The sequence below is a fragment of the Leifsonia sp. TF02-11 genome (assembly GCF_017565305.1).
GTDB lineage: Bacteria > Actinomycetota > Actinomycetes > Actinomycetales > Microbacteriaceae > Leifsonia.
This window is the reverse complement of the sequence record NZ_JAGEKP010000022.1, coordinates 95,014-121,126: the sequence shown is the minus strand read 5'-3', so window position 1 is coordinate 121,126 and position 26,113 is coordinate 95,014. Positions and strand designations below refer to the sequence as shown.

At 69.9% G+C, this 26,113-nt stretch carries 27 protein-coding genes and 2 tRNA genes; 12 read left to right on the top strand and 17 right to left on the bottom strand.

Features of this window, described 5'->3' with window-relative positions; translation table 11 throughout:
* The first annotated feature begins 120 nt into the window (after positions 1-120).
* A complete protein-coding gene (locus JNB50_RS20935) occupies positions 121-711 on the top strand; it encodes a transcriptional regulator (protein ID WP_208042070.1) in 591 nt (196 codons plus the stop codon).
* A 110-nt stretch (positions 712-821) separates the two neighbouring features.
* Here the strand turns inward: JNB50_RS20935 and JNB50_RS20930 are convergent.
* The 3 genes from JNB50_RS20930 to JNB50_RS20920 form a co-directional block, all read right to left on the bottom strand.
* Positions 822-897 (bottom strand) — tRNA-His (locus JNB50_RS20930).
* Between the two features lie 63 nt (positions 898-960).
* The gene (gene orn, locus JNB50_RS20925) at positions 961-1,584 is read right to left on the bottom strand and encodes an oligoribonuclease (RefSeq protein WP_208042069.1); all 624 of its coding nucleotides are present in this window, start codon (positions 1,582-1,584) and stop codon (positions 961-963) included.
* Between the two features lie 10 nt (positions 1,585-1,594).
* Positions 1,595-2,467, bottom strand: coding sequence for an SGNH/GDSL hydrolase family protein (locus tag JNB50_RS20920; protein ID WP_208042068.1), 873 nt, complete (start codon positions 2,465-2,467; stop codon positions 1,595-1,597).
* A gap of 96 nt (positions 2,468-2,563) precedes the next feature.
* Here JNB50_RS20920 and JNB50_RS20915 point away from each other — a divergent pair, with 96 nt between their 5' ends.
* Entirely contained in the window at positions 2,564-2,866 is a 303-nt protein-coding gene (locus JNB50_RS20915; protein WP_208042067.1) for a thioredoxin, read from the top strand.
* Between the two features lie 145 nt (positions 2,867-3,011).
* Here JNB50_RS20915 and JNB50_RS20910 read toward each other — a convergent pair.
* Positions 3,012-3,087: transfer RNA gene (locus JNB50_RS20910), tRNA-Arg, on the bottom strand.
* Between the two features lie 51 nt (positions 3,088-3,138).
* Positions 3,139-4,443: an MFS transporter gene (locus JNB50_RS20905; RefSeq protein ID WP_208042081.1), complete on the bottom strand. Its 1,305-nt coding sequence runs from the start codon at positions 4,441-4,443 to the stop codon at positions 3,139-3,141.
* Between the two features lie 205 nt (positions 4,444-4,648).
* Between JNB50_RS20905 and JNB50_RS20900 the strand changes: the two genes are divergently transcribed.
* The gene (locus JNB50_RS20900; RefSeq protein ID WP_208042066.1) at positions 4,649-5,503 is read left to right on the top strand and encodes a LysR substrate-binding domain-containing protein; all 855 of its coding nucleotides are present in this window, start codon (positions 4,649-4,651) and stop codon (positions 5,501-5,503) included.
* A gap of 21 nt (positions 5,504-5,524) precedes the next feature.
* Here the strand turns inward: JNB50_RS20900 and JNB50_RS20895 are convergent, their stop codons facing one another.
* Positions 5,525-6,742, bottom strand: a complete 1,218-nt coding sequence (locus JNB50_RS20895; RefSeq protein WP_208042065.1) for a cation:proton antiporter — start codon at positions 6,740-6,742, stop codon at positions 5,525-5,527.
* A 75-nt stretch (positions 6,743-6,817) separates the two neighbouring features.
* Here JNB50_RS20895 and nadE point away from each other — a divergent pair, with 75 nt between their 5' ends.
* The gene (gene nadE / locus JNB50_RS20890; protein ID WP_208042064.1) at positions 6,818-7,660 is read left to right on the top strand and encodes an ammonia-dependent NAD(+) synthetase; all 843 of its coding nucleotides are present in this window, start codon (positions 6,818-6,820) and stop codon (positions 7,658-7,660) included.
* 101 nt (positions 7,661-7,761) lie between these two features.
* Here nadE and JNB50_RS20885 read toward each other — a convergent pair whose 3' ends face one another.
* A complete protein-coding gene (locus tag JNB50_RS20885) occupies positions 7,762-8,550 on the bottom strand; it encodes a hypothetical protein (protein ID WP_243768768.1) in 789 nt (262 codons plus the stop codon).
* Between the two features lie 105 nt (positions 8,551-8,655).
* On the opposite strand from JNB50_RS20885, the gene msrA reads away from it, so the two are divergent.
* The 5 genes from msrA to JNB50_RS20860 all read left to right on the top strand — a co-directional run bounded on the left by msrA (position 8,656) and on the right by JNB50_RS20860 (position 12,585).
* Positions 8,656-9,183, top strand: coding sequence for a peptide-methionine (S)-S-oxide reductase MsrA (gene msrA, locus JNB50_RS20880; protein WP_208042080.1), 528 nt, complete (start codon positions 8,656-8,658; stop codon positions 9,181-9,183).
* A gap of 160 nt (positions 9,184-9,343) precedes the next feature.
* On the top strand, positions 9,344-9,781 hold the full coding sequence (locus tag JNB50_RS20875) for a single-stranded DNA-binding protein (RefSeq protein WP_208042063.1): 438 nt from the start codon (positions 9,344-9,346) through the stop codon (positions 9,779-9,781).
* Between the two features lie 10 nt (positions 9,782-9,791).
* Positions 9,792-10,313, top strand: coding sequence for a hypothetical protein (locus JNB50_RS20870; RefSeq protein ID WP_243768766.1), 522 nt, complete (start codon positions 9,792-9,794; stop codon positions 10,311-10,313).
* 93 nt (positions 10,314-10,406) lie between these two features.
* The gene (gene ettA / locus JNB50_RS20865) at positions 10,407-12,089 is read left to right on the top strand and encodes an energy-dependent translational throttle protein EttA (RefSeq protein ID WP_208042062.1); all 1,683 of its coding nucleotides are present in this window, start codon (positions 10,407-10,409) and stop codon (positions 12,087-12,089) included.
* A gap of 10 nt (positions 12,090-12,099) precedes the next feature.
* Positions 12,100-12,585: a thioesterase family protein gene (locus JNB50_RS20860; protein WP_208042061.1), complete on the top strand. Its 486-nt coding sequence runs from the start codon at positions 12,100-12,102 to the stop codon at positions 12,583-12,585.
* A 63-nt stretch (positions 12,586-12,648) separates the two neighbouring features.
* On the opposite strand, the gene JNB50_RS20855 is transcribed toward JNB50_RS20860, so the two are convergent.
* Positions 12,649-13,077, bottom strand: a complete 429-nt coding sequence (locus tag JNB50_RS20855) for a ubiquinol-cytochrome c reductase iron-sulfur subunit (RefSeq protein WP_208042060.1) — start codon at positions 13,075-13,077, stop codon at positions 12,649-12,651.
* A 125-nt stretch (positions 13,078-13,202) separates the two neighbouring features.
* Between JNB50_RS20855 and JNB50_RS20850 the strand changes: the two genes are divergently transcribed.
* On the top strand, positions 13,203-13,715 hold the full coding sequence (locus tag JNB50_RS20850; RefSeq protein WP_208042078.1) for a sigma-70 family RNA polymerase sigma factor: 513 nt from the start codon (positions 13,203-13,205) through the stop codon (positions 13,713-13,715).
* The gene (locus JNB50_RS20845) at positions 13,712-14,404 is read left to right on the top strand and encodes an anti-sigma factor (RefSeq protein WP_208042059.1); all 693 of its coding nucleotides are present in this window, start codon (positions 13,712-13,714) and stop codon (positions 14,402-14,404) included. Before JNB50_RS20850 ends, JNB50_RS20845 begins: the two co-directional genes overlap by 4 nt.
* 40 nt (positions 14,405-14,444) lie before the next feature.
* On the opposite strand, the gene JNB50_RS20840 is transcribed toward JNB50_RS20845, so the two are convergent.
* Positions 14,445-15,326 carry an acyl-CoA thioesterase II gene (locus JNB50_RS20840; RefSeq protein ID WP_208042058.1) on the bottom strand — a complete coding sequence of 294 codons (882 nt, stop codon included), beginning with the start codon at positions 15,324-15,326 and terminating at the stop codon, positions 14,445-14,447.
* 39 nt (positions 15,327-15,365) lie between these two features.
* On the opposite strand from JNB50_RS20840, the gene JNB50_RS20835 reads away from it, so the two are divergent.
* On the top strand, positions 15,366-16,124 hold the full coding sequence (locus JNB50_RS20835) for a hypothetical protein (RefSeq protein WP_208042057.1): 759 nt from the start codon (positions 15,366-15,368) through the stop codon (positions 16,122-16,124).
* 68 nt (positions 16,125-16,192) lie between these two features.
* On the opposite strand, the gene JNB50_RS20830 is transcribed toward JNB50_RS20835, so the two are convergent.
* The 8 genes from JNB50_RS20830 to pepN form a co-directional block, all read right to left on the bottom strand.
* Positions 16,193-17,839: an FAD-binding dehydrogenase gene (locus JNB50_RS20830; protein WP_208042056.1), complete on the bottom strand. Its 1,647-nt coding sequence runs from the start codon at positions 17,837-17,839 to the stop codon at positions 16,193-16,195.
* Positions 17,840-17,894: 55 nt separating this feature from the next.
* The gene (locus tag JNB50_RS20825; protein ID WP_208042055.1) at positions 17,895-18,302 is read right to left on the bottom strand and encodes a globin; all 408 of its coding nucleotides are present in this window, start codon (positions 18,300-18,302) and stop codon (positions 17,895-17,897) included.
* Between the two features lies 1 nt (position 18,303).
* Positions 18,304-19,512, bottom strand: a complete 1,209-nt coding sequence (locus tag JNB50_RS20820) for a mechanosensitive ion channel family protein (protein WP_208042054.1) — start codon at positions 19,510-19,512, stop codon at positions 18,304-18,306.
* Between the two features lie 55 nt (positions 19,513-19,567).
* The gene (locus tag JNB50_RS20815; protein WP_208042053.1) at positions 19,568-20,257 is read right to left on the bottom strand and encodes a response regulator transcription factor; all 690 of its coding nucleotides are present in this window, start codon (positions 20,255-20,257) and stop codon (positions 19,568-19,570) included.
* Positions 20,254-21,603, bottom strand: coding sequence for a histidine kinase (locus JNB50_RS20810; RefSeq protein ID WP_307794820.1), 1,350 nt, complete (start codon positions 21,601-21,603; stop codon positions 20,254-20,256). Before JNB50_RS20810 ends, JNB50_RS20815 begins: the two co-directional genes overlap by 4 nt.
* Positions 21,600-22,460, bottom strand: coding sequence for an ABC transporter permease subunit (locus tag JNB50_RS20805; protein ID WP_208042052.1), 861 nt, complete (start codon positions 22,458-22,460; stop codon positions 21,600-21,602). The genes JNB50_RS20810 and JNB50_RS20805 overlap by 4 nt, the downstream gene beginning before the upstream one ends.
* Positions 22,457-23,368 (bottom strand): ABC transporter ATP-binding protein, encoded by a 912-nt coding sequence (locus tag JNB50_RS20800; RefSeq protein ID WP_208042051.1) that lies wholly within the window; start codon positions 23,366-23,368, stop codon positions 22,457-22,459. Before JNB50_RS20800 ends, JNB50_RS20805 begins: the two co-directional genes overlap by 4 nt.
* Before the next feature lie 157 nt (positions 23,369-23,525).
* Complete coding sequence (gene pepN, locus JNB50_RS20795; protein WP_208042050.1) at positions 23,526-26,069, bottom strand: aminopeptidase N; 2,544 nt, start codon at positions 26,067-26,069, stop codon at positions 23,526-23,528.
* Between the last annotated feature and the right edge of the window lie 44 nt (positions 26,070-26,113).

Sequence of the window (26,113 nt, the reverse complement as noted above, 5' to 3'; positions counted from 1 at the left end):
GCTCCAGAGCTTCCAGTATCCGGATCCGAGGCGTATTGCTGTCACGACTCTCACGATTCCACACCGATTGGGAAAATTCAATCGATATGAGAGAACTCAATAGATGGGTACGATGGTTGCATGTCCCAGCAGCAGCAGCAGCAGCAGCAGCAGCAGCGTGCGGTGCCCGGCCCGACGGGCGAACCAGCCGGCCCGGACGCGAAACGGCGTCCGGCGACCGTCGCCGAGATCAAGGCGATGTCGCACCCGCTGCGGGTGCGCATCCTGCGGCTCTGCGGCGACCATGAGCTGACGAACAAGCAGCTCGCCGACCGTCTGGGGGAGGATGCCGGCACGGTCTACTACCACGTGCGGCAGCTCGTGGCGGCGGGGTTCCTGGAGGCGGCCGACGTGCGGTCGGGCGAGAGCGGCGCCCTGGAGAAGCCGTATCGTTCGACCCGGAAGAGCTGGTGGCTGTCGATGCCGGTGGAGGGGGTCGCCTCCGGGGCGGGCTTAGCGCCGGTCGACGCGTTCCAGCAGGAGCTCGCGGAGGCCGGACCTGCCTCGATCGCCGCGTACGCCCGGTTCTCGCTGCACCTCTCGGCGGAGGATGTCGCCGAGCTCGACAGACGGATCGTCGCGGTGATCGACGAGTACGTCGAGACCGACCGGGAGCGCAGCCATCTGCCGGCGCACGGAGGCATCTTCCTCCTGCATCGTGCGGTGGAGTGAGCCACAGCAAAAGGCACGCCCTCGTGGGCGTGCCTTTTGTCTATTGGGGTGAGTAACGGGGCTTGAACCCGCGACCTGCTTGCGGATTCAGTACCGCAACCAGGCGCTATTGGGGTGAGTAACGGGGCTTGAACCCGCGACCTCCTGGACCACAACCAGGCGCTCTACCAGCTGAGCTATACCCACCATGTCCGTCGCTCGGACCGGTCATCTTGCGATGTCCGTTCCGTTCGAGGCAACTCGTCGATTCTAGTACATCCGAGCGGCCCATTTTTCCACGACGCCCGCCGCGGCCTCCTGGGTCTGCTCCGTGGTCGGCCCCGGCTCGCTCACGAACGCCGCAGCGCGGTAGTAGTCGAGCTCGCGGATGGACTCCAGAATGTCGGCGAGTGCGCGGTGGCCGCCGTTCTTCTCCGGCGCGTTGAAGTAGATGCGCGGGAACCAGCGGCGGGCGAGCTCTTTGATGGAGGAGACGTCGACGTTGCGGTAGTGCAGGTGGTTATCGAGGCGCGGCATGTACTTGGCCAGGAACATGCGGTCGGTGCCGATCGTGTTGCCGGCGAGAGGGGCGGTGCGCGCGGTCGGTGCGTACTTGAGCACGTACTCCAGCACTTCGTATTCGGCTTCGGCGAGGCTCTTGCCGTTCGGGATCTCTTCGATGAGCCCGGATGTCGTGTGCATGTCGCGCACGAATTCGTTCATGTTGGCGAGAGCGGACGCGTCGGGCTTGATCACGATGCTGAGGCCCGGGTCGAGCACGTTCAGCTCGAAGTCGGTGATGACGACGGCGATCTCGACGAGCTCGTCGACCTCGAGGTCGAGTCCGGTCATTTCGCAGTCGATCCAGACCAGTCGATCCGTAGAGGCAGCCATGCTCGCCAGTCTAGTGCTGGCCTCCGACCATCCGCGGCTGCGCGCCCCGCGCCTGGCCGCTGAGCGCCTGGGCGTGCAGCGGCTGCGTGTGCACGGGTTGCACCTGGGGCAGTTTGGGGCTGAGCCCGTCGCCGGACGAGATGCCGCGCAGGCGCCGCGCTGCCCACGGGATGGCGTGGACGCGCAACCAGGTGCGGAACGGAAGATCCTCCGGCAGCTCGGGGGCGGACACCTGCTCGTCGCGGGCGTCCGCGGTGTCCGCGACAGTGGTCTCCGCGTACGGCACGCCCAGCGCGTGGGCCGCGTGCGTGGCGAGGAGGCGGTGGCCGCGCGAGCTGAGGTGCACGCGGTCGGCGCCCCACATCGCCGGGTCCCGGAACTCCCGCACGCCCCAGACGTCGAGCACCACGGCGTGGTGGTCGCGGGCGATGCTCCAGATGTTCGCGTTGAAGACGGCGGCTCGACCGCGGAACGGCTTGAGGAAGAACGCGAACTGCGGATCGAAGAGGTTGGCGAGCAGCACGGTCGTGCCGTGTGCCCGCAGCATCCGCACCCCGTCGGCGAGGCGTTCGGCCAGTGCGTCCGGATCGGCGGCAGGGCTCATCAGATCGTTGGCGCCGACGAGTACCGAGACCAGGTCGGGCTTCAGCGCCAGCGCGCCGGGGACCTGCTCGCCGACCACATCCGCGATGCGTCGGCCGCGCACGGCCAGGTTGGCGAACTCGATGGAGTGCCCGGAGAGCCGGGCGTCGCCGTCGAGGATGCCGGCGAGCCGGACGGCCCAGCCGAGCCAGGTTTCCGGGCGCGCGGGCGCAGGATCGCAGAGCCCCTCGGTGATCGAGTCCCCGAGAGCCACGTACCGTGTATAGGTGGTTCGGCTCACGTCCCGATTGTCGGTCGGCCGGGTTGCGTGCGGGTGTCGCGCCGGGGCGGATAGCGGGATCGTCGCCGGGAATTCGCCGGACGTACACTGGTGGTCGTGGATGCGACACCCGCCGTTGACCGTCCCGTCACCCGGGACGTCGAGTTGACCCTGTACTCGTCGGCCTTCTGCGAGCCGTGCATGCAGACCAGGGCGGTGCTCGCGGAGGCGAGGCGGCTGGTTCCCGCGCTGTCGGTGACCGAGCGCGACGTGGCCCGCGAGCCGGAGCGGGCGGAGCGCGACGGCATCCGCTCCACGCCGACCGTCATCGTGCTCGGTGCTGACGGCGCCGAGGTCTTCCGTGCGGAGGGCGTCCCGACATTGAATCAGGTGCTCGTCGCCGCAGCGCGCGCCCTCTGACGACGTCGCGAGGCGGCTGATTCTGCGCAGCCTCGCGCCCTGCGGACTCGGTTAGCGCCGTCTCGCGGGCAGTGTGGTGCCCCCGGCAGGAATCGAACCTGCGACCAAGGGATGAGAAGCACCGCGAGAGCTGCTCCGGGCAGTGTGGTGCCCCCGGCAGGAATCGAACCTGCGACCAAGAGATTAGAAGGCTCCTGCTCTATCCGCTGAGCTACGGGGGCGCGGCCTCCACGATACCGCAGCGGGCGGGGAGCGCTTCGTCGGCGCGGCGTTTACAGGGATGCGCCCGCCTTGCCCGCTCGGTTCACGATCGCGATCACAGGCCGGCGTCCGCGGAGGCCGAACCGCAACCGCAGGCTGGCGTTCCTGGCGATCATCAGAGCGACGATCACCGCAGCGACCGCGGGGACGAGCCCCGAGATCGCCATCGCCACGTGCGGGCCGAGGGCCTCCACGATCCAGCCCATGAGCGGGCCGCCGAGGGCCTGGCCGCCGAGCAGGACGAGGATGTACAGGGAGATGACTCGACCGCGGATCTGCACGTTCGACGACATCTGCACCAGCGAGTTGGCCGCTGTGATGAACAGCAGGTTCCCTACGCCGATGCCCACGAGCAGCACGCTGAAGGCGATCTCGCCCGGCGCGAATCCCGCGAGGGCCTGCACGATGCCGAGCGCGGCGGCGGTTCCGACGACCATCGAGAGGCGCACGGACGTGCGTCGGGTGGAGGCCAGCGCCCCGGCGAGCGCTCCGGCGGCGACAAACGCGTTGAACATTCCGTAGCCCTGGGCTCCCACGTCGTACACGTCGTTGGCGTATGCGGCCAGGAACACCGGCATGTTGAACGCGAAGACGGCGAGCACGGCGACCATCACCACGGTCCAGAAGATCACCGGCTTGCGGCGCACGTAACGCATCCCCTCGGCGAGCTGACCCTTGCCGCGCGGGGCGGCGGGCGAGTGGTGGAGCTCGCCGCTGCGGAGGCTGAGCAGCGACCCGACGACCGCCAGGCAGGCCACCGCGTTGATGGCGAACGACCAGCCGCCGCCGACGGCCGTGATCAGGATTCCGCCGAGCGCCGGGCCGATCAGGCCGCCGAGTTGGAAGATCGAGGAGTTCAGGCTGATCGCGTTGCGGAGGTAGGTGGGCCCGACGAGCTCGTTGACGAAGACCTGCCGTGCGGGGTTGTCGACGACGGTGACCAGGCCGAGGGCGAAGGAGATCGCGTAGACGTGCCAGACCTCCACGGCGCCGGTGAGCGTGAGGACGGCGAGCAGGGCGGCGAGCGCGGCGGCGGCCGACTGCGTGCAGACGAGCAGCCGCTGCTTCGAGTAGCGGTCGGCGATGACCCCGCCCCAGAGGCCGAAGATCAGCATGGGCGTGAACTGCATGAAGACCGTGATGCCGACGGCGGCGACGCTGCCCGAGAGCTGGAGGACCAGCCAGTCCATCGCGATGCGCTGCATCCAGACCGCCGTGTTCGCGACCAGGTTGCTGGCGGCGAACCGGCGATAGTTCGTCACCCGCAGTGAGATGAAGGTTTCGCGCCACGGCGGGCGGGCGGAGAGCACCGGCATCGGGCCGGTGGGCGGCGCGGAGGGGGCTGGTGAGGGGACGGCTGCTGCGGGGTTCGCCACGGGGATTTCCTGCGTTCCTGGTTTCGTATGTTCGTTCTGCTTGCCTCAACGCTACGGAATCCGCGCTATTCTTTCAGCGAATCGACCCTATAACTACCATTGGGTTTCCGAATGATTACCCGGTGGCGACGAGCACGGAGGACGAATGTTCGACCCGGTCCTGCTCCGGACGTTCCTCGCGATCGCGGACACGCGCTCGTTCACGCGCGCGGCCCAGCGGCTGGGCATCAGCCAGCCGACGGTGAGCCAGCACGTGCGCAGGCTGGAGCAGGCGGCGAAGCGGCAGCTGGTCGCACGTGACACGCGGGAGGTGCGGCTGACCGACAATGGCGACGCGATGGCCGGGTTCGCGCGCACGATCCTGGCGGCCCACGCCGAGGCCGACAGTTACTTCAGCGGGTCGGCGATGCGCGGCCGGCTGCGCTTCGGCGCGGCGGACGACTTGGCGATCACGACCCTCCCGCGCATCCTGCGGCATTTCCGGCAACAGAACCCGCAGGTCAACCTCGAGCTGACCGTCGACCAGTCCGCGCCGCTGCATCGGCGGCTGCAGGCCGGGCAGCTCGACCTGATCTTCATCAAGCAGAACCCCGGCACGACGGACGGCACCGTGGTCGCCACCGACGAGCTGGTCTGGATGGGGCAGGAGAAGACCGTGCTCGACCCGGACGCGCCGGTTCCGCTGATCGCCTACCAAGGCCCCAGCCTCAGCCGCCAGATCACGATCGACGCTCTGGAGCAGGCAGGGCGCACGTGGCGGATCACCTGCAACACGCGAGAGGTCAACGGGGTGCTCGCCGCCGTGCGCGCCGGGCTGGGCGTCGCGGTCTTCCCCCGGTCGCTGATCCCCACGGACCTGATCAAGGTGACGAACCGCTTCGGTCTGCCCGAGCTCGGCCACGTCGACTTCACGCTGCTGTCCAACCCGTCGGCGGCGCGGGAGCCAGTGGAGGCGCTCACCACCGCGATTCTGGCGAGAGCCGTAACGCGCGTGCCCTGAACCTCGGCGTGCGCCGGCGCCTCAGCCCTCCACCGGCACCCGATCCGGGTCGGGAGGCCGCAGGCCGCCGTCGGCCGAGCGACGCCGCAGCGTCAGCGCGACGACCGGGAAGATCAGCACCGACAGCATCCCCGCGCCGACGAGCGCCGTCGCGGTGCCGGACGTCAGGTCGTGAGCGGCGACACCGATGCTCGTGACCGCGACGATGATCGGCAGTCCGGTGGCGCTGAACAGCGTCAGCGAGGCACGGTCGCCGAACGTCGATCCGGCCGGAGTGGCGATCGAGCCGGGCAGGCCGCGCACCACGAGCAGCAGGATCACGAAAATGGGGAGCAGCAGGAGCGCGTGCGGGTCGGTCAGGAGCGCGCGGAGGTCGAACGTGATCCCGGTCTCGATGAAGAACACCGGCACCAGGACGCCGAACGCCACCGCCTCCAGCTTCGTCTCGATCAACCGGGCGTCGCTCTCCTCCGCCCCGCGCAGCAGCACCCGGCAGATCACGCCGGCGGCGAACGCTCCCAGCAGCATGTCGAGCCCGAGCGCGAGGCTCAGCCCGACGAGGGCGGCGACGACCAGCACGACGAACCGGATCGCGAACTGCCCGCTCGTGTGCAGTGTGGCACGCACGAGGGCGTGGAAGCGTTCGTGGCCGCCGCGAGCGGCGAACCAGACGGCCGCCGCGGCGATCACCGCGAACGCGATCAGCACGATCGCCGCCGAGAGCGGCTTGCGACCGCTCAGGAAGAGCGAGATCGCGAGCAGCGGGCCGAACTCGCCGACCGCGCCGACGGCGGTGACCGCGAGCCCGAACGGCGTGCGCAGTTCGCCGGCGTCGCGCAGCATCGGCATCAGCGTGCCCAGTGCCGTGGAGCACAGAGCGATGCCGACGTAGACGCCCGCGATCGGGTCGGGTGCCAGCAGCACGCCGATCAGCACACCGGCCGCGAGGGAGATCAGCCAGCCGAGGGAGGCACGGCGCAGCGGTCGACCACGGATGGCGTGGAAGTCGATCTCGTTTCCCGCCATGAAGAAGAGGAACGCCAGTCCGAACTGCCCGACGGCGTGCAGGGCGTCGGAGGCCGGCACCCAGCCCAGCACGCTCGGCCCGACCAGAATGCCGAGCACGATCTCGAACACCACGAGCGGGAGCTTGGCGACCCGTCCCACCAGGGAGGCCAGGAGGGCGGCGACGACCGCCAGCAGCGGGACGAGGACGATGGTGGCGACCTTCGGATCCATGGTGCCGATGCTAGAGGCCCGCGGGTCCGCGGGGGAGTTCATACGCACGAAATCCGCGCGGGCTAGGGTGTCGTCATGCGCGAACTCCAAGCCAGAATCATCGAAGAGCTGAACGTCTCGCCGGCCATCGACCCTGCGGCCGAGGTCGAGCGCCGGGTGGACTTCCTGGTCCGCTACCTGACGGCGACCGGAGCCTCCGGCTTCGTGCTCGGCATCAGCGGAGGTCAGGACTCCTCGCTCGCCGGCCGGCTCTGTCAGCTCGCCGTCGAACGCCTCGCCCAGGAGGGTGTCGAGGCGGAGTTCGTGGCGATGCGGCTTCCGTACGGGGTGCAGCACGACGAGGACGACGCGCAGCTCGCGCTGTCGTTCATCCGGCCGCAGCGGACAGCGGTGTTCAACATCCAGCGCGGCGTCGACGGGGTGCAGGCCGAGTTCGCCGACGCGTTCGGCGAGTCGCTGACCGACTTCAACAAGGGCAACGTCAAGGCTCGGCTGCGGATGGTCGCGCAGTACGCGATCGCCGGCCAGCGCCGGCTGCTGGTGGTCGGCACCGACCACGCCGCGGAGGCGGTCACGGGCTTCTTCACCAAGTACGGCGACGGCGGCGTGGATGTCACGCCGCTGACGGGGCTCACCAAGCGTCAGGGCAGGGCGCTCCTCGAACACCTGGACGCGCCGGCACGGCTGTACGAGAAGGCGCCGACGGCGGACCTGCTCGACCTCGATCCCGGTCAGACCGACGAGGCGAACCTGGGCATCGAGTACAGCGACATCGACGACTTCCTCGAGGGCAAGGACGTGTCGGACCACGTCGCGACGGCGATCGAGACGCGCTACCTGGCGACCGAGCACAAGCGGAGGGTCCCGGCGAGCCTGTTCGACGGGTGGTGGAGCACGCGCGGCGACTACACGCGCTGAGCACCGGGCCGTCCGGGACGACGAAGGGGCGCCGACCGGGTGGTCGGCGCCCCTTCGTTCCGTGGTGGAACCCGAGTGGCTCGGGTCGTTTGCTCGCTCGGTCAGCCGACGGGCTGGCCGAAGCGGGGACTCGGGGAGGTGTCGTTGTCGTCGCCGGAGGCGGTGAACGCCGAGACCGGGAGCGGCGTCTGCTCGCCGGACTCCGCGGGGGCGGTGGCGAAGCGGGTCGTGGGCAGCGTGGTCGGGGCTGCCGCGACCGGGGCTGCCCCGACCGGGGCTGCCTCCGGCGGCGCGGGTTGCGTCGCCGTGGCCTGGGCGGGCTGCGCGAACTGCTCGTGGTGCTGCTGTGCGACCCAGGCGTCCTGCTGGGCCAGCAACGTGCGGTCGGTGTCCGTCGACTCGAACCGCCAGCGCTCCAGGTCGCCCTGGAAGATCCGGCGGGCACGTCCCGGCTTGTTCTGCCACTCGATCAGCCGGTCGCGGAACTCGGCGACGGCAGGGTCGAGCTGGTAGCCGAAGGTCGCGGATGCGCGCTTCATCTCGGCGAGCTGATGGCCCGCCCAGTTGGCGGCGATCCCCGCGCCCTTGATCGGCAGCAGCCGGACCAGGATGTCGGCCTGCCCGACGGCGCGGTCGGAGAGCACCTGCTCGGCGGGTGTCAGCGAGTTCCAGACGGACGCCTCGGTCGCCGCATCGACGAGCGCGGCGATCGCGCTGGCCTTCTGCTGGCGGTCGGTGCGCTTGAGGAGTCCACGGAGGGCGCCGCGAGCGATCCACGCGGCGAGCAATCCGGAGACGACGACGGCGATCGCGAGGACCACCGCGTTGAAGACCGCGGGCTGGGCGGCCGACGAGTTGAGCCAATCGACGAAGTCATTCCACCACTGCATGCGGCGATGGTAACGGCGTCACGCCGCCGGACCGGGCAGGGCGGGCGCTGTGTCGCGCATCCGCGGGAGAGAATGAGGGTGACGACGATCGAAGGGATGGACGCGATGGAGACTTTCGTCGTGGCCGGCGGCTGCTTCTGGTGTCTGGACGCGGTGTATCGCGTCCTGCGGGGCGTGCAGGACGTGGTGTCGGGTTACACGGGCGGCACGACCGTCGACCCCACGTACGAGGAGGTCTGCACGGGAACGACAGGCGACGCCGAAGCCGTCGCGGTGACCTTCGACCCGGCGGTGATCCCCGCCGACGTGATCCTCGACGTGTTCTTCACACTGCACGACCCGCGGCAGCTCGACCGCCAGGGCGCGGACGTCGGCACGCAGTACCGTTCGGCGATGTTCTTCGACGGCGAGACGCAGCGGCAGCTCTTCGAGGCGGCGCGCGACCGGGCGTCGGAGTACTGGGAGGGCGGCGTCGTGACCACGATCGAGCCGCTCGGCCCCTTCTACCGCGCGGAGGAGTACCACCAGGACTTCTTCGCCAAGAATCCGGGTCAGGGCTACTGCCTGGCGGTCGCCCTGCCGAAGGTCAACAAGATCCGCGCGTCGTACGCGGAGTACGTGATCGCCGCCTGAGCGGCGGAGTCCTCCACAACTGCTTCGTCGGGCGGGTTGTCCACTGATCCCGGTGGCGGCCCGCGCGGCGCTTGCGTCGTCGGCGAGAGTGGTCTCGACCCCATTCGACGGGGTCGGAGACGGGGAGACGATGGCTGATCCGGTAGCGGTGCATGGGGTCGTGGCGACGAAACCGAGACACGTGATCCCGGAGGTCGGGGCACCGGTCACGACCTTCCGGCTGGTGACGGGTCCGCGAGTCGCGGTCTGCACACTCGAGGTCTGCGCAGAGGATGGCCTGATCGTCGATCCCGGCGCCGATCCCGGTGGGGACGGGCCGCGCGACGCACAGGGCAACTGGTACACCGTCATCGCCACGCACCGACTCGCTGAGAGCGTCGCCGCTTGCGTGGCCCGCGGCGATCCCCTGGTGGTGGCCGGGCGGTTGCGGGTGCGCGACTGGGCGGGTGAACCCGAGGGCGTCACCGCCGAGATCGACGCGGACGCCATCGGCCACGACCTGGCCTGGGGGCGCAGCGTGTTCACGCGGCGCGTCGACGGCGCTGCGCTCGTGGCCCACCGGGAGGTTCGCGGAGTTCCCACAGGCGCGGAGCCCTAGGGTGGTCACCATGACAGCGCTGGCCCGACCGACCGCCGCACGCCACAGGTGGAGGGCGCAAATCGTCGTCCTGATCGGCCCGGCCCTGGCCCTCGCCGTGGCACTCAGCGCGTGCAGTTCGCCGTCGCCCACCACGCCGACTCCGACAGCCTCCACCCCGGTCGCCAGCCCGACCCCGACGGCCACAGCGCCCGCGGCTCCGGTCTTGGTTCCGAACGGAACGGCTTCGCAGAACCTGCCGTACTTCGACAAGGTCAACCACGCGACCATCGCGGCCAACGCGGGGGCGCAGGGGCGCGATTTCATCGACGCGCTGGTGGCTGCCGGGTTCCCGAAGAAGGACATGCAGCTGACGGCCGACACGACGACCATCGGGCTGAAGGCGAACTCCATCCAGTTCTCTGTTCAGCTGGGCGCCACCTGTCTCATCGGCCAGTACGGCGCCGATGCGGGCGGCTACCAGAGCATGACGACTGCGACGCTCGCGACCGGCGGATGCCTGATCGGGCAGACCCGACCTATCGACTGGTAGTTCCCGGTATCCTCGTACAGGGCTGCGGGCCCGGCGGCGAGCCGAGGTCCGAGCGGTCTGTGCGAGTCCAGGACAGGGAGTTTAGGAAGAAGAGTGGCCGAATACATTTACTCGATGGTCAGGGCCCGCAAGGCGGTCGGCGACAAGGTGATCCTGGACGACGTCACGATGGCGTTCCTCCCGGGGGCCAAGATCGGCGTTGTCGGCCCGAACGGCGCAGGTAAGTCGACCATCCTGAAGATCATGGCCGGGCTCGACACCCCTTCCAACGGCGAGGCCAAGCTGTCGCCCGGCTACACCGTCGGCATCCTGATGCAGGAGCCGCTGCTGGACGAGAACAAGACCGTCCTCGAGAACGTGCAGGAGGGCGTCGGCGAGATCAAGGACAAGGTCGACCGCTTCAACGAGATCTCCGGCCTCCTCGCCGACCCCGACGCCGACTTCGACACGCTGCTCGCCGAGATGGGCACACTCCAGGAACAGATCGACGCAGCCGACGCCTGGGACCTCGACTCCCAGCTCGAGCAGGCGATGGACGCGCTGCGCTGCCCCCCGGGCGACTGGCCCGTGAACACCCTCTCGGGCGGTGAGAAGCGCCGCGTCGCCCTCTGCAAGCTGCTGCTGCAGAAGCCCGACCTCCTGCTGCTCGACGAGCCGACCAACCACCTCGACGCCGAGAGCGTGCTCTGGCTCGAGCAGCACCTCGCCAAGTACCACGGCGCTGTGCTCGCCGTCACTCACGACCGGTACTTCCTCGACCACGTGGCCGAGTGGATCGCCGAGGTCGACCGTGGTCACCTCTACCCCTACGAGGGCAACTACTCGACCTACCTCGAGAAGAAGCGCGAGCGTCTGGAGGTCCAGGGCAAGAAGGACGCCAAGCTCGCCAAGCGCCTGTCCGACGAGCTCGACTGGGTGCGCAGCAACGCAAAGGGCCGTCAGGCCAAGTCGAAGGCGCGTCTGGCGCGCTACGAGGAGATGGCGGCAGAGGCGGAGCGCACCAGGAAGCTCGACTTCGAAGAGATCCAGATCCCGCCGGGGCCGCGCCTCGGCCAGATCGTGATCGAGGCGAAGAACCTCCAGAAGGGGTTCGGCGACCGCGTGCTCATCGACGGTCTGACCTTCACGCTGCCGCGCAACGGCATCGTCGGCGTGATCGGACCGAACGGCGTCGGCAAGACCACGCTGTTCAAGACGATCGTCGGGTTGGAGCCGCTCGACGGCGGTGACCTCAAGGTCGGCGAGACCGTCAAGATCTCCTACGTCGACCAGACGCGCGGTGGAATCGACCCGAACAAGAACGTGTGGGAGGTCGTCTCCGACGGCCTCGACTACATCCAGGTGGGCAAGACCGAGGTGCCGTCGCGGGCCTACGTCTCCACGTTCGGGTTCAAGGGTCCTGACCAGCAGAAGAAGTCCGGCGTGCTGTCGGGTGGTGAGCGCAACCGTCTGAACCTCGCGCTGACGCTCAAGCAGGGCGGAAACCTGCTCCTGCTCGACGAGCCGACCAACGACCTCGACGTCGAGACGCTGTCCAGCCTCGAGAACGCGCTGCTCGAGTTCCCCGGCTGCGCTGTGGTCATCACCCACGACCGGTGGTTCCTCGACCGCATCGCGACCCACATCCTCGCCTACGAAGGCACCGAGGAGAACCCGTCCGACTGGTACTGGTTCGAAGGCAACTTCGAGGCCTACGAAGAGAACAAGGTGCAGCGACTCGGTCCGGACGCGGCCAAGCCGCACCGCTCGGCCTACCGCAAGCTCACCCGCGACTGAGGCCCTCCCGATGCGATTGCACGTCCCGATCAAGCTCCGCTGGAGCGATCTCGACGCGTACGGGCACGTGAACAACGCCGAGATGCTGCGCCTCCTCGAGGAGGCGCGCATCGAGGCGTTCTGGGCGCCGGACGACTCGGGTCAGGGCAGCGGGGAGGCCGTCGGCGGCTCGACGGCCGTGCTCGACGGCCGGCCGGGGGCCGACACCCTGACGCTGATCGCGCGCCAGGAGATCGAGTACCTCGCCCCGATCCCGTACCTCCGGCAGCCGCTCGACGTGCAGCTCTGGCTCGGGCGCCTCGGCGGCGCCAGCCTCGAGGTCAACTACGAGGTCTGGTCGCCCGACGGTGTCGAGCCGCGGACGATGTTCTCGCGGGCGGCGACGACGATCGTGCTGATCGACGCCACGAGCCAGCGCCCGCGCCGCATCAACGACCGCGAGCGCGCGGCCTGGACGCCCTACCTCGACGACCCCGTCACGTTCACGAAGCGCTGACCTCCCGCGCTGACCCTCCCGCGTTGACCCTCCCACGCTGACGCCGAGGGGCACGCGGTCGTGTCACGAGGTGATCGTGACCTTCCCGCCGGCGACGGACGCCGTGAGCTTGGTGAGCGGCTTGCTCGCGGGGCCCTGCAGCACGTCGCCGGTCGTCCCGTCGAACCGCGAGCCGTGGCAGGGGCAATCGAACTCCGAACCCTGCGGTGCGACCGTGCAGCCCTGGTGCGTGCAGACGGCGCTGAACGCCACCACGTCGCCCGCCTTGGGCTGCGACACCACGATCGGCGTCGAGCCGAGCGAGGCGGAGACCGCGCCGCCGACGGGGATGGACGAGAGATCCACGGTGGCCGTGCCGTCGTTCCCCGATCCACCGGTCGCGCCGGACCCTCCCGGTGTGCACGCCGCGAGCAGCAGCACCCCTGCACCCGCCGCGCTCGCCCCGCCGAGCTGGACGAGGGTCCGTCGCGTGAGCGGTGTGGAATCGGTCATCGTGGAACCTCCCGGTCGGCGGTGCTTTCTCCTAGCGTAAGCACGAGACGATCGACGCTCGGGTTCACTCATGGAGTTCTGAACTTTTCCATCGCCCGTTCCGTGCTTAATGTCGGGAGGTGACCATGCCGGATGAGGACGCACGCCTGCTGCGCGAACTGCACGACCAGCACGCGCAGGCCGTGTGGCGCTATGTCGTCCACCTCACCGGCGATCGGGCGATGGCGGACGATGTCGTGCAGGAGACCCTGCTGCGTGCCTGGCGGAGGCCGGCGGTGCTGGATCAGTCCCAGCAGTCGGCGCGCGCCTGGCTGTTCACGGTCGCGCGCAACATCGTGATCGACGACAAGCGCAGCGCGCACAGCCAGCACGAGTTCGGCACCGACACCCTGCCGGAGCGGCCGTCCGCCGACGACGGCGCCGATGCCGTCCTCGACGCGTGGCTGGTCTCCGACGCGCTGGCCGAGCTCTCCGACGAGCACCGCGCGGTGATCGTCCACGCCTACTACGGCGGCCGTTCCATCGCCGAGATCTCGCGCGAGCTGGAGATCCCGGAAGGCACGGTCAAGTCCCGGCTGCACTACGGCCTGCGCGCCATGCGGTTGTCGCTGCAGGAGCGAGGGGTGACCGAACGATGATCCACGACGAGTTCGCCACCTGGGACGCCGCCTACGTGCTCGGCTCCCTTTCGCCTGGCGAACGGAAGCAGTTCGAGGAGCACCTGCACGCGTGCGACAGCTGCTCGGCGGCGGTCGCCGAGCTCGCCGGGATGCCGGGACTCCTCAGCCGGGTGCCGCGGGAGCAGGCGTTCGCCCTCCTCGACGAGGAGGCGCCGAGCGACGCGGGGCTGGGCGCCGAGGTGCTGCCGTCCCTGCTCGATCAGGCCAGGAGACGCCGATGGAGGTCGCGCTGGCTGGTCGGCGGCCTGGCCGCCGTCGCCGCTGCCGTGCTCGTCGGAGTGCTGGCGATCGCCATCCCTGCCGTGATTCCCACCTCTGCGCCCGGATCCAGCGTCGCGATGGAGCAGGTCGAGCCGAGTGCACTCTCCGCCGACCTCCGGCTCACCTCCGAGCCGTGGGGCACCCGGATCGACTCCCGATGCACCTATGCGAAGGTCGGAGGAGACGACGGCGGCCGCACGTGGACCTATGCGATGGTGGTCACCGACCGCTCGGGGCACCAGACCCAGATCTCGACCTGGTCGGCGGCGGAGGGCAGCACCGTCGCGCCCATCGCGACGACGAGCGTCCCGCTCGCCGACATCGCGTCCGTCGACATCCGGGCCGCGGCCAACGGCACAGTGCTGTTGCGAAGCACATTCGGCTAGGCGGCGACGCAGTTCGGCGCCGCTGTCCGGCCGGTCCGTCTCAGTCGCGCGCCGCGTCGTCCGGTACCCGGATGGTCGCCTCCTGGGCGACGCTGGCGACCAGGCGCCCGTCGCGGCTGAAGATCCGGCCCAGCGACAGCCCGCGTCCGCCCCCGGCGCTCGGGGACTCCTGCACGTAGAGCAGCCACTCGTCGACGCGGGCAGGGCGGTGCCACCACATCGCGTGGTCGAGGCTGGCCGCTTTGAGTCCGGGCGTCGCCCACGCGACGCCGTGGCGGCGCATCACGGACTCCATGATCGTGTAGTCGCTCGCGTAGGCGAGCGCGGCGCGGTGGAGGGCCGGGTCGTCCGGCAGCGTTCCGATCGCGCGGAACCAGACCGCCTGGTGCGCGACGTGCGGGCCTTCGACCGAGAGGTAGATCGGCGACGGCACATGGCGCATGTCGAACGGCCGCTGGCTCGCCCAGTACTGCGCAACGGGGTGCTCGACGTCTTCGAGTGTCGCGGCGGAGTTCGGCAGCGACTCCGGGTCGGGGAGGCCTTGCGGCATGGCCACTTGGTGCTCGACACCCTCGTCCGCGGTCTGGAACGACGCGATCATCGACAGGATGGGCAGGCCGTTCTGGTAGGCCTGGGTGCGCCGGGTGGAGAACGACCGGCCGTCGTGGATGCGATCGACCGAGAAGGTGATCGGGAAATTGACGTCGCCCGGCCGCAGGAAGTAGCCGTGCATCGAGTGGATGCTGCGGTCGTCCGCGACGGTGCGTGTGGCCGCGACGATCGACTGCGCCAGCACCTGGCCGCCGAACACGCGGCCCAGCGGCATCCACTGGGAGGGGCCCGTGAAGATGTCCTCGTTCGTCCTGGCTCCCGTGTCGGTGAGGTCGAGCGCGGCGAGCAGCGATTCGAGGGGCTCTGTCACAGTGTCTCCGTCCGATGTCTCTAGTAGCTTAGAGTGCAGATGAGCCAGTCGTTTTCTCTCCAGGATTCCCTCGCCGCCGCCGATCTGCAGACCTACCTGTCTCGGGCCGCCCGCGTCGAGGAGGGGTCGGTGCGCCTGATCGCCGGATCGGGTGTGCTGGCCGTGTACACCGCCATCCTCTATCCGCGGGGGCTGCTCGATCAGACCCCCACGGTGCTCGGGCTGCGCACGTTCCTCACGGCGCCCGACGTCACGTTCGACGTGGTGGTGCCGATCCGCTCACTGCTCGACCGGCTGGCGCGGGTGCGCGAGGCGGCCGAGAGCGCTGCAGCGGCCTCCGAGCAGGGCGCGGTCGAAGAGGAGGGCCGCGACGGCGATGAGAGCGGCGCGGTCGACGGTGCTGTCGAGAGCGCTCCGCTGGAGGTGCGCCTGCCGATGGAGGCGCCGTCCGTCACCTGGGCGGGCATCTCGCCGCCCCGCGGCGGCTGGCGTCAGGTCGGGGAGACCTCCTACGAGCTGCTGCAGTCGACGGCGGCCGCCGGGATCGCCGAGGTCGCCGACGCCGTGCCGACGGGCACGGGGGAGCAGCTGGTGCAGCGCGTGCGCGCCGAGGTGTGGGGCCGCCCGATCGATGCCCTCGAGTACGTTCCGGCCGGCGCCGCCTTCGCCGCCGAGAGCCTCGGCTTCCTCGCCGAGGGCGAGCCGGTCACGATCCTCGAGACCGGCCCGTGGACCCGTCTCACGACGCGCCGCGGCCACACGCTCATCCGCCGCCAGGCGTGGAGCCTCCGCGGCTGACGACATTCGTCACGAATGCCGTGGTTCGTGCCACGAATCACGACATTCGTGACGAATCTCCCACCCCATCAGATGGCGCGCGCGATGGCGCGTCCTGCCTGGCGGCCGGAGAACAGACAGCCGCCGAGGAAGGTGCCCTCCAGCGCCCGGTAGCCGTGGACGCCGCCGCCGCCGAAGCCACTCGCCTCGCCGGCGGCGTACAGCCCGGGCACCGCCGTGCCGTCGGCGGAGAGCACCCGGCCGTCCAGATCCGTCTCGATGCCGCCGAGGCTCTTGCGGGTCAGGATGTGCAGCTTCACTGCGATCATCGGGCCGGCCTTCGGATCGGTGAGCTTGTGCGGGGCCGCGACCCGGATGAGCTTGTCGCCGCGGTAGGCGCGGGCGGCACGGACCGCAGCCAGCTGCAGGTCCTTGCCGAAATCGTTGTCGAGCTCCCGGTCTCGCTCGCGCACGTGGCGCGTGACGAGGTCGAGGTCGAGCGGCACCTCCGAGAGGCGCTGCATCCCGGCCAGCAGCTCGTCGAGGGTGTCCGCCACGACGAAATCCGCACCCTTCTCTTTGAACGCCTCGACCGGGCCGGGCGCGCCCGGCCCCACCCGCTTCGCGAGCAGTCCGAAGTCCTTGCCGGTCAGGTCGGGATTCTGCTCGCTGCCGGAGAGCGCGAACTCCTTCTCGATGATCTTCTGGGTGAGGATGAACCAGCTGTAGTCGGAGCCCGTGCGCCGCAGGTGCTCCAGCGTGCCGAGCGTGTCGAAGCCGGGGAACAGCGGAGCGGGGAGGCGGTCACCGCGGGCGTCCAACCAGAGCGACGACGGCCCGGGGAGGATGCGGATTCCGTGGCGCTGCCAGATCGGGTCCCAGTTCTGGATGCCCTCGGTGTAGTGCCACATCCGGTCGCCGTTGATGAGGTGGGCGCCGGCCCTCTCCGCGATGCCGAGCATCCGGCCGTCGACGTGGGCGGGCACCCCGGAGAGCATGAAGTCCGGGGGAGTGCCGAGCCGCTCGGGCCAGGCGGCGCGCACCAGCTCGTGGTTGCCGCCGATCCCGCCGCTGGCGACCACCACGGCTGGGGCGTGGAGCTCGAAGTCGCCGATCCGCTCGCGGTTGCTCGGGGCACCGCGACGCGCGGCGTCCGGCTTGAGGATCTCGCCGCGCACCCCCGTGACCCGCCCGGCCTCGACGATGAGCTCGTCGACCCTGTGACGGTGCAGCAGTCGTGCCTGCCCGGTCCTCGCGCCCTCCTGGACGCGACGCACGAACGGTTCCACCACGCCGGGCCCGGTGCCCCAGGTGATGTGGAAGCGCGGGACGGAGTTGCCGTGCCCGCCCGGGGTGCCGTCACCGCGCTCCGCCCAGCCGACGACGGGGAAGAACCGCACCCCCTTCTCGTGCAGCCACGCGCGCTTCTCGCCGGCGGCGAACTGGAGGTAGGCCTCGGCCCATCGCCGGGGCCAGTGGTCCTCGTCGCGGTCGAACGCCGCACTGCCGAACCAGTCCTGCCGGGCGAGGGCCAGCGAGTCGTGCACGCCCATCCTGCGCTGCTCCGGCGAGTCGACCAGGAACAGACCGCCGAACGACCAGAACGCCTGCCCGCCGAGGGAGGCCGCGGGCTCCTGATCGACGATCGTGACGGTCTTGCCGGCGTCGAGCAGCTCGCTCGCGGCGACCAGTCCGGCGAGGCCGGCACCCACCACGATGCAGTCGGGTTCTGTCATGGCGTGTCTCCTTCGGCACGACGGGAGAGGAGCCGGGCCGCTCCTCGAGACGGGATCACTCCTCGAATGTGTTGACCATAGCGAACGCCGCACGCTCCAGATAGCTCCAGAGGGTCTCCTCCTGCAGCGGAGGCAGGCCGAGCTCGTCGACCGCGACGCGCATGTGCGCCAGCCAGCGGTCGCGCGCGTCGGGATTGACCCGGAACGGGTTGTGCCGCATCCGCAGGCGCGGATGTCCGCGCTGCTCGCTGTAGGTGGTCGGGCCGCCCCAGTACTGCTCGAGGAAGAGCGTGAGACGCTCGCGGGCGGGACCGAGGTCCTCCTCCGGGTACATCGGCCGCAGCACGGGATCGTCGGCGACACCGCGGTAGAACGTGTCGACCAGCCGGACGAACGTGTCGTGTCCGCCGAGCTGCTCGAAGAAGGACGGGCCGGTCGGCGGCCCGACAGGGATGGTCGTCATCTCACTCCGTTGTCGGCGGTGGGGTTGTCGGCGGTGGGGTGGTCGGAGGCTGCGCCGGCGGCTGCTTCGGGCTCCGCGGCGCGCGCGGAGCCGCCGGCGAGGCCGGGGTCCCGGTGCGCGGGGCTGCGGCATCCGCCGCGCTCTCGATCGCGGGCCGGATGCGGATGGCTCCGGGGTCGGCCACCGCCTTCGGGGCGCGCTTGGCGGCCGCGCGCGCCTTGCGTCCGCTGACCGGCTTCTCGGGCACGACGGGGGTCGGCCGGGTGCGCGGCGGCTTGGCGCCGTTCACGCTGCCCGCGCTGTCGAAGCCGCTGAGCACGACCGCCTCGAGGGAGGGCAGCTTGATGCCCAGCCCGTCGGTGGCCTGCTTGAGACGGAGTCGGAGCTCGCGCGAGACGTCGTCCTTCGCCGTGGTGCGCGTCTTGAGCACGATTCGGATGACCATGGCGTCGGCGGAAACGGACTCCAAGCCCCACAGCTCGGGCTTGTCGAGGACCCGCGAACGCCACTTGGGGCTCGTCGCGAGAGCGGTCGCGGCCTCCATCATCGCCGACTGGACGGCCTCGATGTCGGTGTCGTAGGGCACGGCGAGGTCGACGATCACGCGCGACCAGCCCTGCGACATGTTCCCGACGCGCAGGATCTCGCCGTTGCGGACGAACCAGAGCGTGCCGTTGACGTCGCGCACCTGGGTGATCCGGATACCGACCGCCTCCACGACGCCGGTCGCCGACCCGAGGTCGACGACGTCGCCGACGCCGAGCTGATCCTCCATGACCATGAAGAGACCGTTCAGCACGTCTTTCACGATGTTCTGCGCACCGAAACCGAGGCCGGCGCCGATCGCAGCGGTGAGAAGGGCGAACGAGGTGAGTGCGTCGGGCGCGAACACCTGGATGACCAAGATGATCGTGATGATCCCGATCGTGACGTTGACGATATTGCTGAGCACCGATCCCAGCGTGCGCGTGCGCTGAACCACGCGGACGGCCGCGAGCGGCGAGGCAACGAGGGCCTGCGTATCGGTGACGCTCTGGCCCTTCTTCACACCGCTGACGATCTGCCTGACCACCCGCCGGATCAGCACCCGCAGGATCCAGCTGAGCACGAAGGCTCCGACGACGATCAGGGCGGCGTGCAGGAGGTTCCAACCCGCCGTGGTCAGCCACACGCCGACTTCGGTCCAGAAGTTCGCTTTCAGAATTCCCATACGCTCGGAATCCTACCGAGTGGGGCCTTGGCATCCCCTGGACCGGGCCGGGAGGTCACCGTTCGACGAGCCCGTTGTCGTAGGCGAAGATCACCGCGTGCACGCGGTCGCGCAGCTGGAGCTTCGAGAGGACGCGGCCGACGTGGGTCTTCACGGTCGACTCGGTGAGGAAGAACTTGGCCCCGATCTCGCCGTTCGTGAGGCCGTCGGCCATCGCCAGGAGGATCTCGCGCTCACGCGGGGTCAGAGCTCCAGCGGGGTCGACGCCGGCCGGTGTCGCCCCAGAGGCCGGGAGCCGGTCGGCGAAGAGCTCGAGCATCGCCCGGGTGACCCGGCCGCTGACGGCGGCGTCCCCGGTCGCGACGGCGCGGATCGCGGCGGTCAGCTCGGACGGCCGGGCGTCCTTGAGCAGGAAGCCGCTGGCGCCGGCGCGCAGGCCGCCGAAGGCGTACTCGTCGAGGTCGAAGGTGGTGAGGATGATGATGCGCGCCGCCGGGTTGGCCGCGACGATCCGCCTGGTCGCTTCGATGCCGTCGAGGGTCGGCATGCGCACGTCCATCAGGATCACATCGGGTCGCGTCTCGACCGACAGTCGGATCGCCTGCGCGCCGTCTGCGGCCTCCCCGACGACCTGGAGATCGGGCTCGGCCTCCAGCACCATCCGGAAGCCGAGGCGCACGAGGGCCTGGTCGTCGACGAGGAGAATGCGCAGCGGGCGGTCGGGAACGGACTGGGGGTCGGTCATTCGGGCCTCCTGGGCTCGGGATCTGGGGCCGGGGCGGAGCCCGCGGCGGTCTCGGGGGAGAGGGTCGCGGTCGTCGGTGCGGGTGCGGCGTGCGCGTCCTGCGCGGCGGCGACCGTCGGGAAGTCCGCGACCAGTCGCCAGCCGCCCCCGCGGCGCGGCCCGGTCTCGAGGGTGCCGCCGTACAGGGCGACGCGTTCGCGCAGTCCGAGGAGCCCGCTGCCCGAGCCGTGGACGGAGCCGGTGTGCACGGTCGCATCGTCCTCCACCACGATGCGGATGCGCGCGGCGCCGAACTCGATCGTCACGGTGACGGCGGTCGCCAGCGCCGCGTGCCGGAGGGCGTTGGTCAGAGCCTCCTGCACCACGCGGAAGACGGTGAGCTGCTGGCCGACGTCGGCCGGCGCCGGCCCCGAGACGGTGATCCGCACCGGGAGGCCGGCCGCACGGAAACGTTCGACGAGCTCGCCGAGCTCGCCGAGACCGGGCTGCGGTGCGTGCGCGGCCTCCTCGTCGCCCGCTCGCAGCACGCCGAGCAGTCGGCGCATGTCGCCGAGCGCTCCGCGACCGGTCTCTGCGACGAGCCGCATCGCGTCGGCCGAGCGCTCGGGTGCAGTGGAGACGAGCCCGGCCGACCCGTCCGCGAGCGCGATCATGACGGTCAGGCTGTGCGAGACGATGTCGTGCATCTCGCGGGCTACGCGACTGCGCTCGGCGGCCGTGGCGATCTCCGCCTGCTGGTCGCGCTCGCGGGCCAGCTGGCGTGCGCGGTCGATCAGGGCGTCGAGATAGCGGCGCCGGTTGCCGACGTTCGTGCCGACGAGCACGGCGACGGTGCAGAACGAGAGCGCGGCAAAGCCCGAGGGCGTCGCCTCCGTCGACAACGGCCCGAAGACGTGGGCGGCGACGACGATTTCAGTGACCACGAGCACGCCGATCGTCGCGACCGCTGTCACGCCGTAGGCGATCCAGGCCGAGCGAGCCGACCGGTAGACCGCGAGCGCGTAGAGGGCGAAGACGGTGGGCACGAAGTCGACGTTCCGGCCGACGAACACGCTCAGCACGAGCACCGCGAGCGCGATCGCGAAGACCGCGCGCGGGTGACGGCGGCGCGCGAAGAGCGCTGCTCCGGCGATCATCGCGAGGAGGAGCGCGAGCGCCGTCGTCCAGCTCGGCCCTACGACCAGGTGGAAGAGCCCCTCCGCAAGGGCAGGAACGAGGTAGACGCCGGCGACGAGCGAATCCACCAGCAGCGGATGCGCGCCGAAGAAGCGCCGCACCGCCCCGGGCGGCCTCGGAAGCTCGAGGTCGGCCGGGGCGGTGTCGGGAGCGGTCACCTGCGGGGTCACGCGTCCCGTCGCTGCAGGAGGATCGCGCCGCCGATGAAGGAGACAGCGGTCCAGATCACCACGGTGAGGACGTTCTGCCAGGGCTCGAGGGTGCCGTTCGCGAGCCCGGCCATGCCGTCGCCGTTGTTGCTGAGCAGATAGTGCGACCAGTCGGCCAGCCAGGTGACCTTCGGGAGCAGGCCGACGGCGACCTGCACCAGGATCGGGAGCAGGAACAGCACACCGACGACCGCGGAGATGCCGCCGGCGCTCGCTTTGATGATGGTCCCGAGCCCGAGGGCGAACACCGCCACCAGGCCGACGTAGACGGCACCCCCGAGGATCGACCAGAGGGTGGACGCCTCGAAGAGCTCGCGGTGGTAGCCCTTGCCGCTCATCACTCCGATGGCGATCGACCAGGAGGCCGCGAGGCTCACCAGCCCGATGACGAAGGAGACGGCGAACAGCACGATCGCCTTGGCAGCGAGCACCGGGAAGCGGTGCGGGACGGCGGCGAAGGACGAGCGGATCATCCCGGTGGAGAACTCGCCGCTGATCACGAGCACGCCGAGCACCGCGACGACCAGCTGGGCGAACCGCAGGCCGAAAGTGGCTGCCGTGGCGACGATGCTGCTCAGGTCGAGCCCGGCGCCACGCGGGCCGGATTCGGACACGAGAGTGGTCGCCGAGGGGATGGAGAAGCTCAGCAGGGCGGCGAAGCCGACGACGAGCACGACGACGCTGATCAGCGTCCAGAACGTGGATCGCAGCGATCGCAGCTTGATCCACTCCGAGCGCAGCACGCGGGGGAAGCTCAGCCGGCCGATCTCCGAGTGCTGGTGCGGTGCGGTGGTCGTGGTGGCGGTTGCGGTGCTCATCGGGCGACCTCCGAGTGGTATTCGACTTCGTCCTGGGTGAGTTCGAGGTAGGCCTCTTCGAGGGAGGCGCTGAGCGGGGTGAGCTCGTGGAGGGCGATGCCGGCCGCTGCAGCGGCGTCGCCGATCTGGGCGGCGCTGATGCCGCTGATCTCGAGCAGTTGCGCCTCGACGCCGGTGATCGTGATGTCGGGGGAGTTGATCGCGTTGACCAGTCGCTCCACCTCGGGGGTGCGCACGCGAACGGCACTCCGGGTGGCACCCGCGAGGATCTCGTCGACGGGGGCGTCGGCGAGGATGCGGCCGCGGCCGAGCACGATGATGTGGTCGGCGGTCTGGGCCATCTCGCTCATCAGGTGCGAGGAGAGGAAGACGGTGCGGCCCTGGCCGGCGAGGTGCCGGGCGAACTGGCGCACCCAGAGCACGCCCTCCGGGTCGAGACCGTTGACCGGCTCGTCGAGGATGAGCGTGGCGGGGTCGCCGAGCATGGCGGCGGCGATCCCGAGCCGCTGGCCCATGCCGAGCGAGAACCCGCCGACCCGCTTGGAGGCCACGGTCTCCAGCCCGGTGAGGCCGATGACCTCGTGCACCCGGCGCTTCGAGATGCCGTGGGTGGCGGCCATGGCCAGGAGGTGGTTGTACGCGGTCCGACCGGTGTGCACCGCCTTCGCGTCCAACAGGGCGCCCACCTCCCCGAGAGGAGAGCGCAGCTCGGCGTAGCGCTTGCCGTTGATGGTCGCGCTGCCGCGGGTCGGTCGGTCGAGGCCCATGATCATGCGCATGGTGGTGGACTTGCCCGCGCCGTTGGGGCCGAGGAAGCCGGTGACTTTGCCCGGCTGGATCGTCGCCGAGATCCCATCGACAGCGGTTTTGCTGCCGAACGTCTTGGTGAGGTTGTCGAGTTGGATCATGAGATCGAGACTAGGGCCGCGCGGGGGTCCGCGTCATCGAACCCGGGTACCACCTGCGGATGGACTGTATGGCCCGGCGGTTCGAAGCCCGGCCCGGTACGGAACAGGGTCGCGGCTCGCTTCGAGCCGCGACCCTGTTCGGTCGGTGCGGTGGGGATCAGCTCGCGTCGCGTGCCTGTGCGGCCAGCGCGCGCTCGACACCGGCCAGGTTCTCCACCACGAGTCGACGCAGCGCGGCCGGCTCGGGGTTGGCGTCGAGCCACGCGCGCGTCGCGTCGCGGAGCGCGGTGTTCGCGAGCGGAGCCGGGTACATCCCTGCGACCAGGTACTCCGCGATCTTGTAGGTGCGCGAGGTCCAGATGCTCTGCAGGGCCGCGAAGTACGGCTCGACGAACGCGGCGAGCACCTCGTGGTCGGCGGCGCGCTGGAAGCCGAGGCCGGTGAACCGCACGATCGTGTTCGGCAGGCTGTCCGAGGCGAACACCGAGTCCCAGGCCGCCTGCTTGCCCTCGAGCGTCGGGATGGACGCCCGGGCCTGCGCCGCGAACTGGGCACCATTCGCGGTGTTGTCGGCGGCGAGCGCTGCATCCACCTCGGCGTTGCCTGCTGCTCCGCCCGCGACCAGGGCGACGAGCAGCTCCCAGCCCAGGTCGGTGTCCACGGTGAGGCCGTCCAGCGTCAGGGTGCCGTCGCGCAGCTGCGCCACGGTGGCGAGCTGCTCCGGGGTGGAGGCCAGTGCGGCGAAGAACTTGACGAACTGGAACTGCGCGTCGCTGCCGGCCTCGGCCTGCTGCGCGAGCGTCCACAGCGCGGAGGCGGCCTCCTCGCTCGTCTGCTTCTGACGCTCGGGCGCCACATAGCTGCCCGCCGCGAGCACCAGCTGGTTGAGCGTGGTGCGCAGCGTGGTGGACTCGGTCTCGGAGGCGATGTTGCCGAGCACCAGGCGCACGTAGTCGCTCGCGCTGGACTCCGCGTCGCGGGTGGCGTCCCAGACCGCGCCCCAGACCAGCGAGCGGGCGAGCGGGCTCTCGATCGACGACAGGTGCTCGAGGGCGACCCGGTGCGACTCCTCGTCGAGGCGGATCTTGGCGTAGGCCAGGTCGTCGTCGTTGAGGAGGACGAGCGCCGGACGCTTCCGGCCGACGAGTTCGGCCACCTCTGTGCGGTCGCCGTCGACGTCCAGCTCCACCCGGGAGGTGCGCACGAGACGTCCGTCGACCAGGTCGTAGAAGCCGACGGCGAGGCGGTGCGGGCGGATGGTCGGGTAGTCGGCCGCTGCGGACTGCAGGATGGCGAAGGCCGTGATCGTCCCGTCGGCGTCCACTGCGATCTCCGGGCGCAGCGTGTTGACGCCCGCGGTCTCCAGCCACTTCTTCGACCATTCCGTGAGGTCGCGTCCGCTGGTGGCCTCCAGCTCGACCAGCAGGTCGGTCAGCTCGGTGTTGCCGTGCTGGTGCTTCGTGAAGTACTGCGCGACGCCGGCGAGGAAGTCCTCCTGGCCGACCCAGGCCACCAGCTGCTTGAGCACCGAGGCGCCCTTCGCGTAGGTGATGCCGTCGAAGTTGACCTGAACGTCCTCCAGGTCGTTGATCGTGGCGACGATGGGGTGCGTGGAGGGCAGTTGGTCCTGCTTGTACGCCCAGCTCTTCTCCATCGCGGCGAAGGTCGTCCATGCCTCCGACCACTCGGTCGCCTCGGCGGTGGCGAGGGTGGAGGCGTACTCGGCGAACGATTCGTTGAGCCACAGGTCGTTCCACCACTTCATGGTGACCAGGTCGCCGAACCACATGTGCGCGAGTTCGTGCAGGATCGTGACGACGCGGCGCTCCTTGATCGCGTCGGTGACCTTGGAGCGGAAGACGTAGGTCTCCGTGAACGTCACGGCGCCCGCGTTCTCCATCGCGCCGGCGTTGAACTCCGGTACGAACAGCTGGTCGTACTTCTCGAACGGGTAGGCGTAGTCGAACTTCTCCTCGTAGAAGGCGAAACCTTCGCGGGTCTTCTCGAAGATGTAGTCGGCGTCCAGGTACTCGGCGAGGCTCTTGCGGGCGTAGACGCCGAGCGGGATGGTGCGCCCGTCGCGGCTGGTCAGCTCGCTGTGCACGGACTCGTAGGGACCGGCGATCAGCGCTGTGATGTAGGAGGAGATCACCGGGGTCGGGGCGAACGACCAGGTCTTCGCGCCCTCGCCGGCGTCCACCGGCTCCGGCGTGGGGGAGTTGCTCACGACCGCCCAGTGCGCGGGAGCCGTCACCGTGAAGGTGAACTCGGCCTTCAGGTCGGGCTGCTCGAACACGGCGAACATGCGGCGCGAGTCCGGCACCTCGAACTGCGAATAGAGGTACACCTCGCCATCGACCGGGTCAACGAAGCGGTGCAGGCCCTCACCGGTGTTGGTGTAGATCGCGTCGGCATCGACCGTCAGCTCGTTCTCGGCCTGCAGTCCGTCCAGCTGGATGCGCACCCCATCGGCGACGACGGCCGGGTCGAGCTCCACGCCGTTCAGCACGACGGAGTGGACCGTGCGGGTGATGGCGTCGATGAAGGTGGAGGCGCCCGGCGTCGCGGAGAACCGCACGGTCGTGGTGCTGCGGAAGGTCTCCGGACCCGTGGTCAGGTCGAGGGCCACGTCGTAGCTGTGGGTGCGGACGAGCGACGCGCGCTCCTGGGCTTCGATGCGGGTGAGGTTTTCTCCGGGCAACGCTGTCTCCTTGGAAAAGCGGATGGGCTGTGGATCGTGTCCAC

Excerpts from the sequence above, each read along its gene's own strand:
- JNB50_RS20895 (WP_208042065.1), bottom strand. The coding sequence starts at position 6,742 with ATGGATCCGAAGGTCGCCACCATCGTCCTCGTCCCGCTGCTGGCGGTC.
- JNB50_RS20820 (WP_208042054.1), bottom strand. The coding sequence starts at position 19,512 with ATGGGAATTCTGAAAGCGAACTTCTGGACCGAAGTCGGCGTGTGGCTG.
- nadE (WP_208042064.1), top strand. The coding sequence starts at position 6,818 with ATGCGCGAACTCCAAGCCAGAATCATCGAAGAGCTGAACGTCTCGCCG.
- JNB50_RS20855 (WP_208042060.1), bottom strand. The coding sequence starts at position 13,077 with ATGACCGATTCCACACCGCTCACGCGACGGACCCTCGTCCAGCTCGGC.
- JNB50_RS20900 (WP_208042066.1), top strand. The coding sequence starts at position 4,649 with ATGTTCGACCCGGTCCTGCTCCGGACGTTCCTCGCGATCGCGGACACG.
- JNB50_RS20935 (WP_208042070.1), top strand. The coding sequence starts at position 121 with ATGTCCCAGCAGCAGCAGCAGCAGCAGCAGCAGCAGCGTGCGGTGCCC.
- JNB50_RS20885 (WP_243768768.1), bottom strand. The coding sequence starts at position 8,550 with ATGCAGTGGTGGAATGACTTCGTCGATTGGCTCAACTCGTCGGCCGCC.
- JNB50_RS20800 (WP_208042051.1), bottom strand. The coding sequence starts at position 23,368 with ATGATCCAACTCGACAACCTCACCAAGACGTTCGGCAGCAAAACCGCT.
- JNB50_RS20850 (WP_208042078.1), top strand. The coding sequence starts at position 13,203 with ATGCCGGATGAGGACGCACGCCTGCTGCGCGAACTGCACGACCAGCAC.
- msrA (WP_208042080.1), top strand. The coding sequence starts at position 8,656 with ATGGAGACTTTCGTCGTGGCCGGCGGCTGCTTCTGGTGTCTGGACGCG.
- JNB50_RS20830 (WP_208042056.1), bottom strand. The coding sequence starts at position 17,839 with ATGACAGAACCCGACTGCATCGTGGTGGGTGCCGGCCTCGCCGGACTG.
- JNB50_RS20845 (WP_208042059.1), top strand. The coding sequence starts at position 13,712 with ATGATCCACGACGAGTTCGCCACCTGGGACGCCGCCTACGTGCTCGGC.
- JNB50_RS20870 (WP_243768766.1), top strand. The coding sequence starts at position 9,792 with ATGACAGCGCTGGCCCGACCGACCGCCGCACGCCACAGGTGGAGGGCG.
- JNB50_RS20815 (WP_208042053.1), bottom strand. The coding sequence starts at position 20,257 with ATGACCGACCCCCAGTCCGTTCCCGACCGCCCGCTGCGCATTCTCCTC.
- orn (WP_208042069.1), bottom strand. The coding sequence starts at position 1,584 with ATGGCTGCCTCTACGGATCGACTGGTCTGGATCGACTGCGAAATGACC.
- JNB50_RS20805 (WP_208042052.1), bottom strand. The coding sequence starts at position 22,460 with ATGAGCACCGCAACCGCCACCACGACCACCGCACCGCACCAGCACTCG.
- JNB50_RS20905 (WP_208042081.1), bottom strand. The coding sequence starts at position 4,443 with ATGCCGGTGCTCTCCGCCCGCCCGCCGTGGCGCGAAACCTTCATCTCA.
- JNB50_RS20860 (WP_208042061.1), top strand. The coding sequence starts at position 12,100 with ATGCGATTGCACGTCCCGATCAAGCTCCGCTGGAGCGATCTCGACGCG.
- JNB50_RS20825 (WP_208042055.1), bottom strand. The coding sequence starts at position 18,302 with ATGACGACCATCCCTGTCGGGCCGCCGACCGGCCCGTCCTTCTTCGAG.
- JNB50_RS20835 (WP_208042057.1), top strand. The coding sequence starts at position 15,366 with ATGAGCCAGTCGTTTTCTCTCCAGGATTCCCTCGCCGCCGCCGATCTG.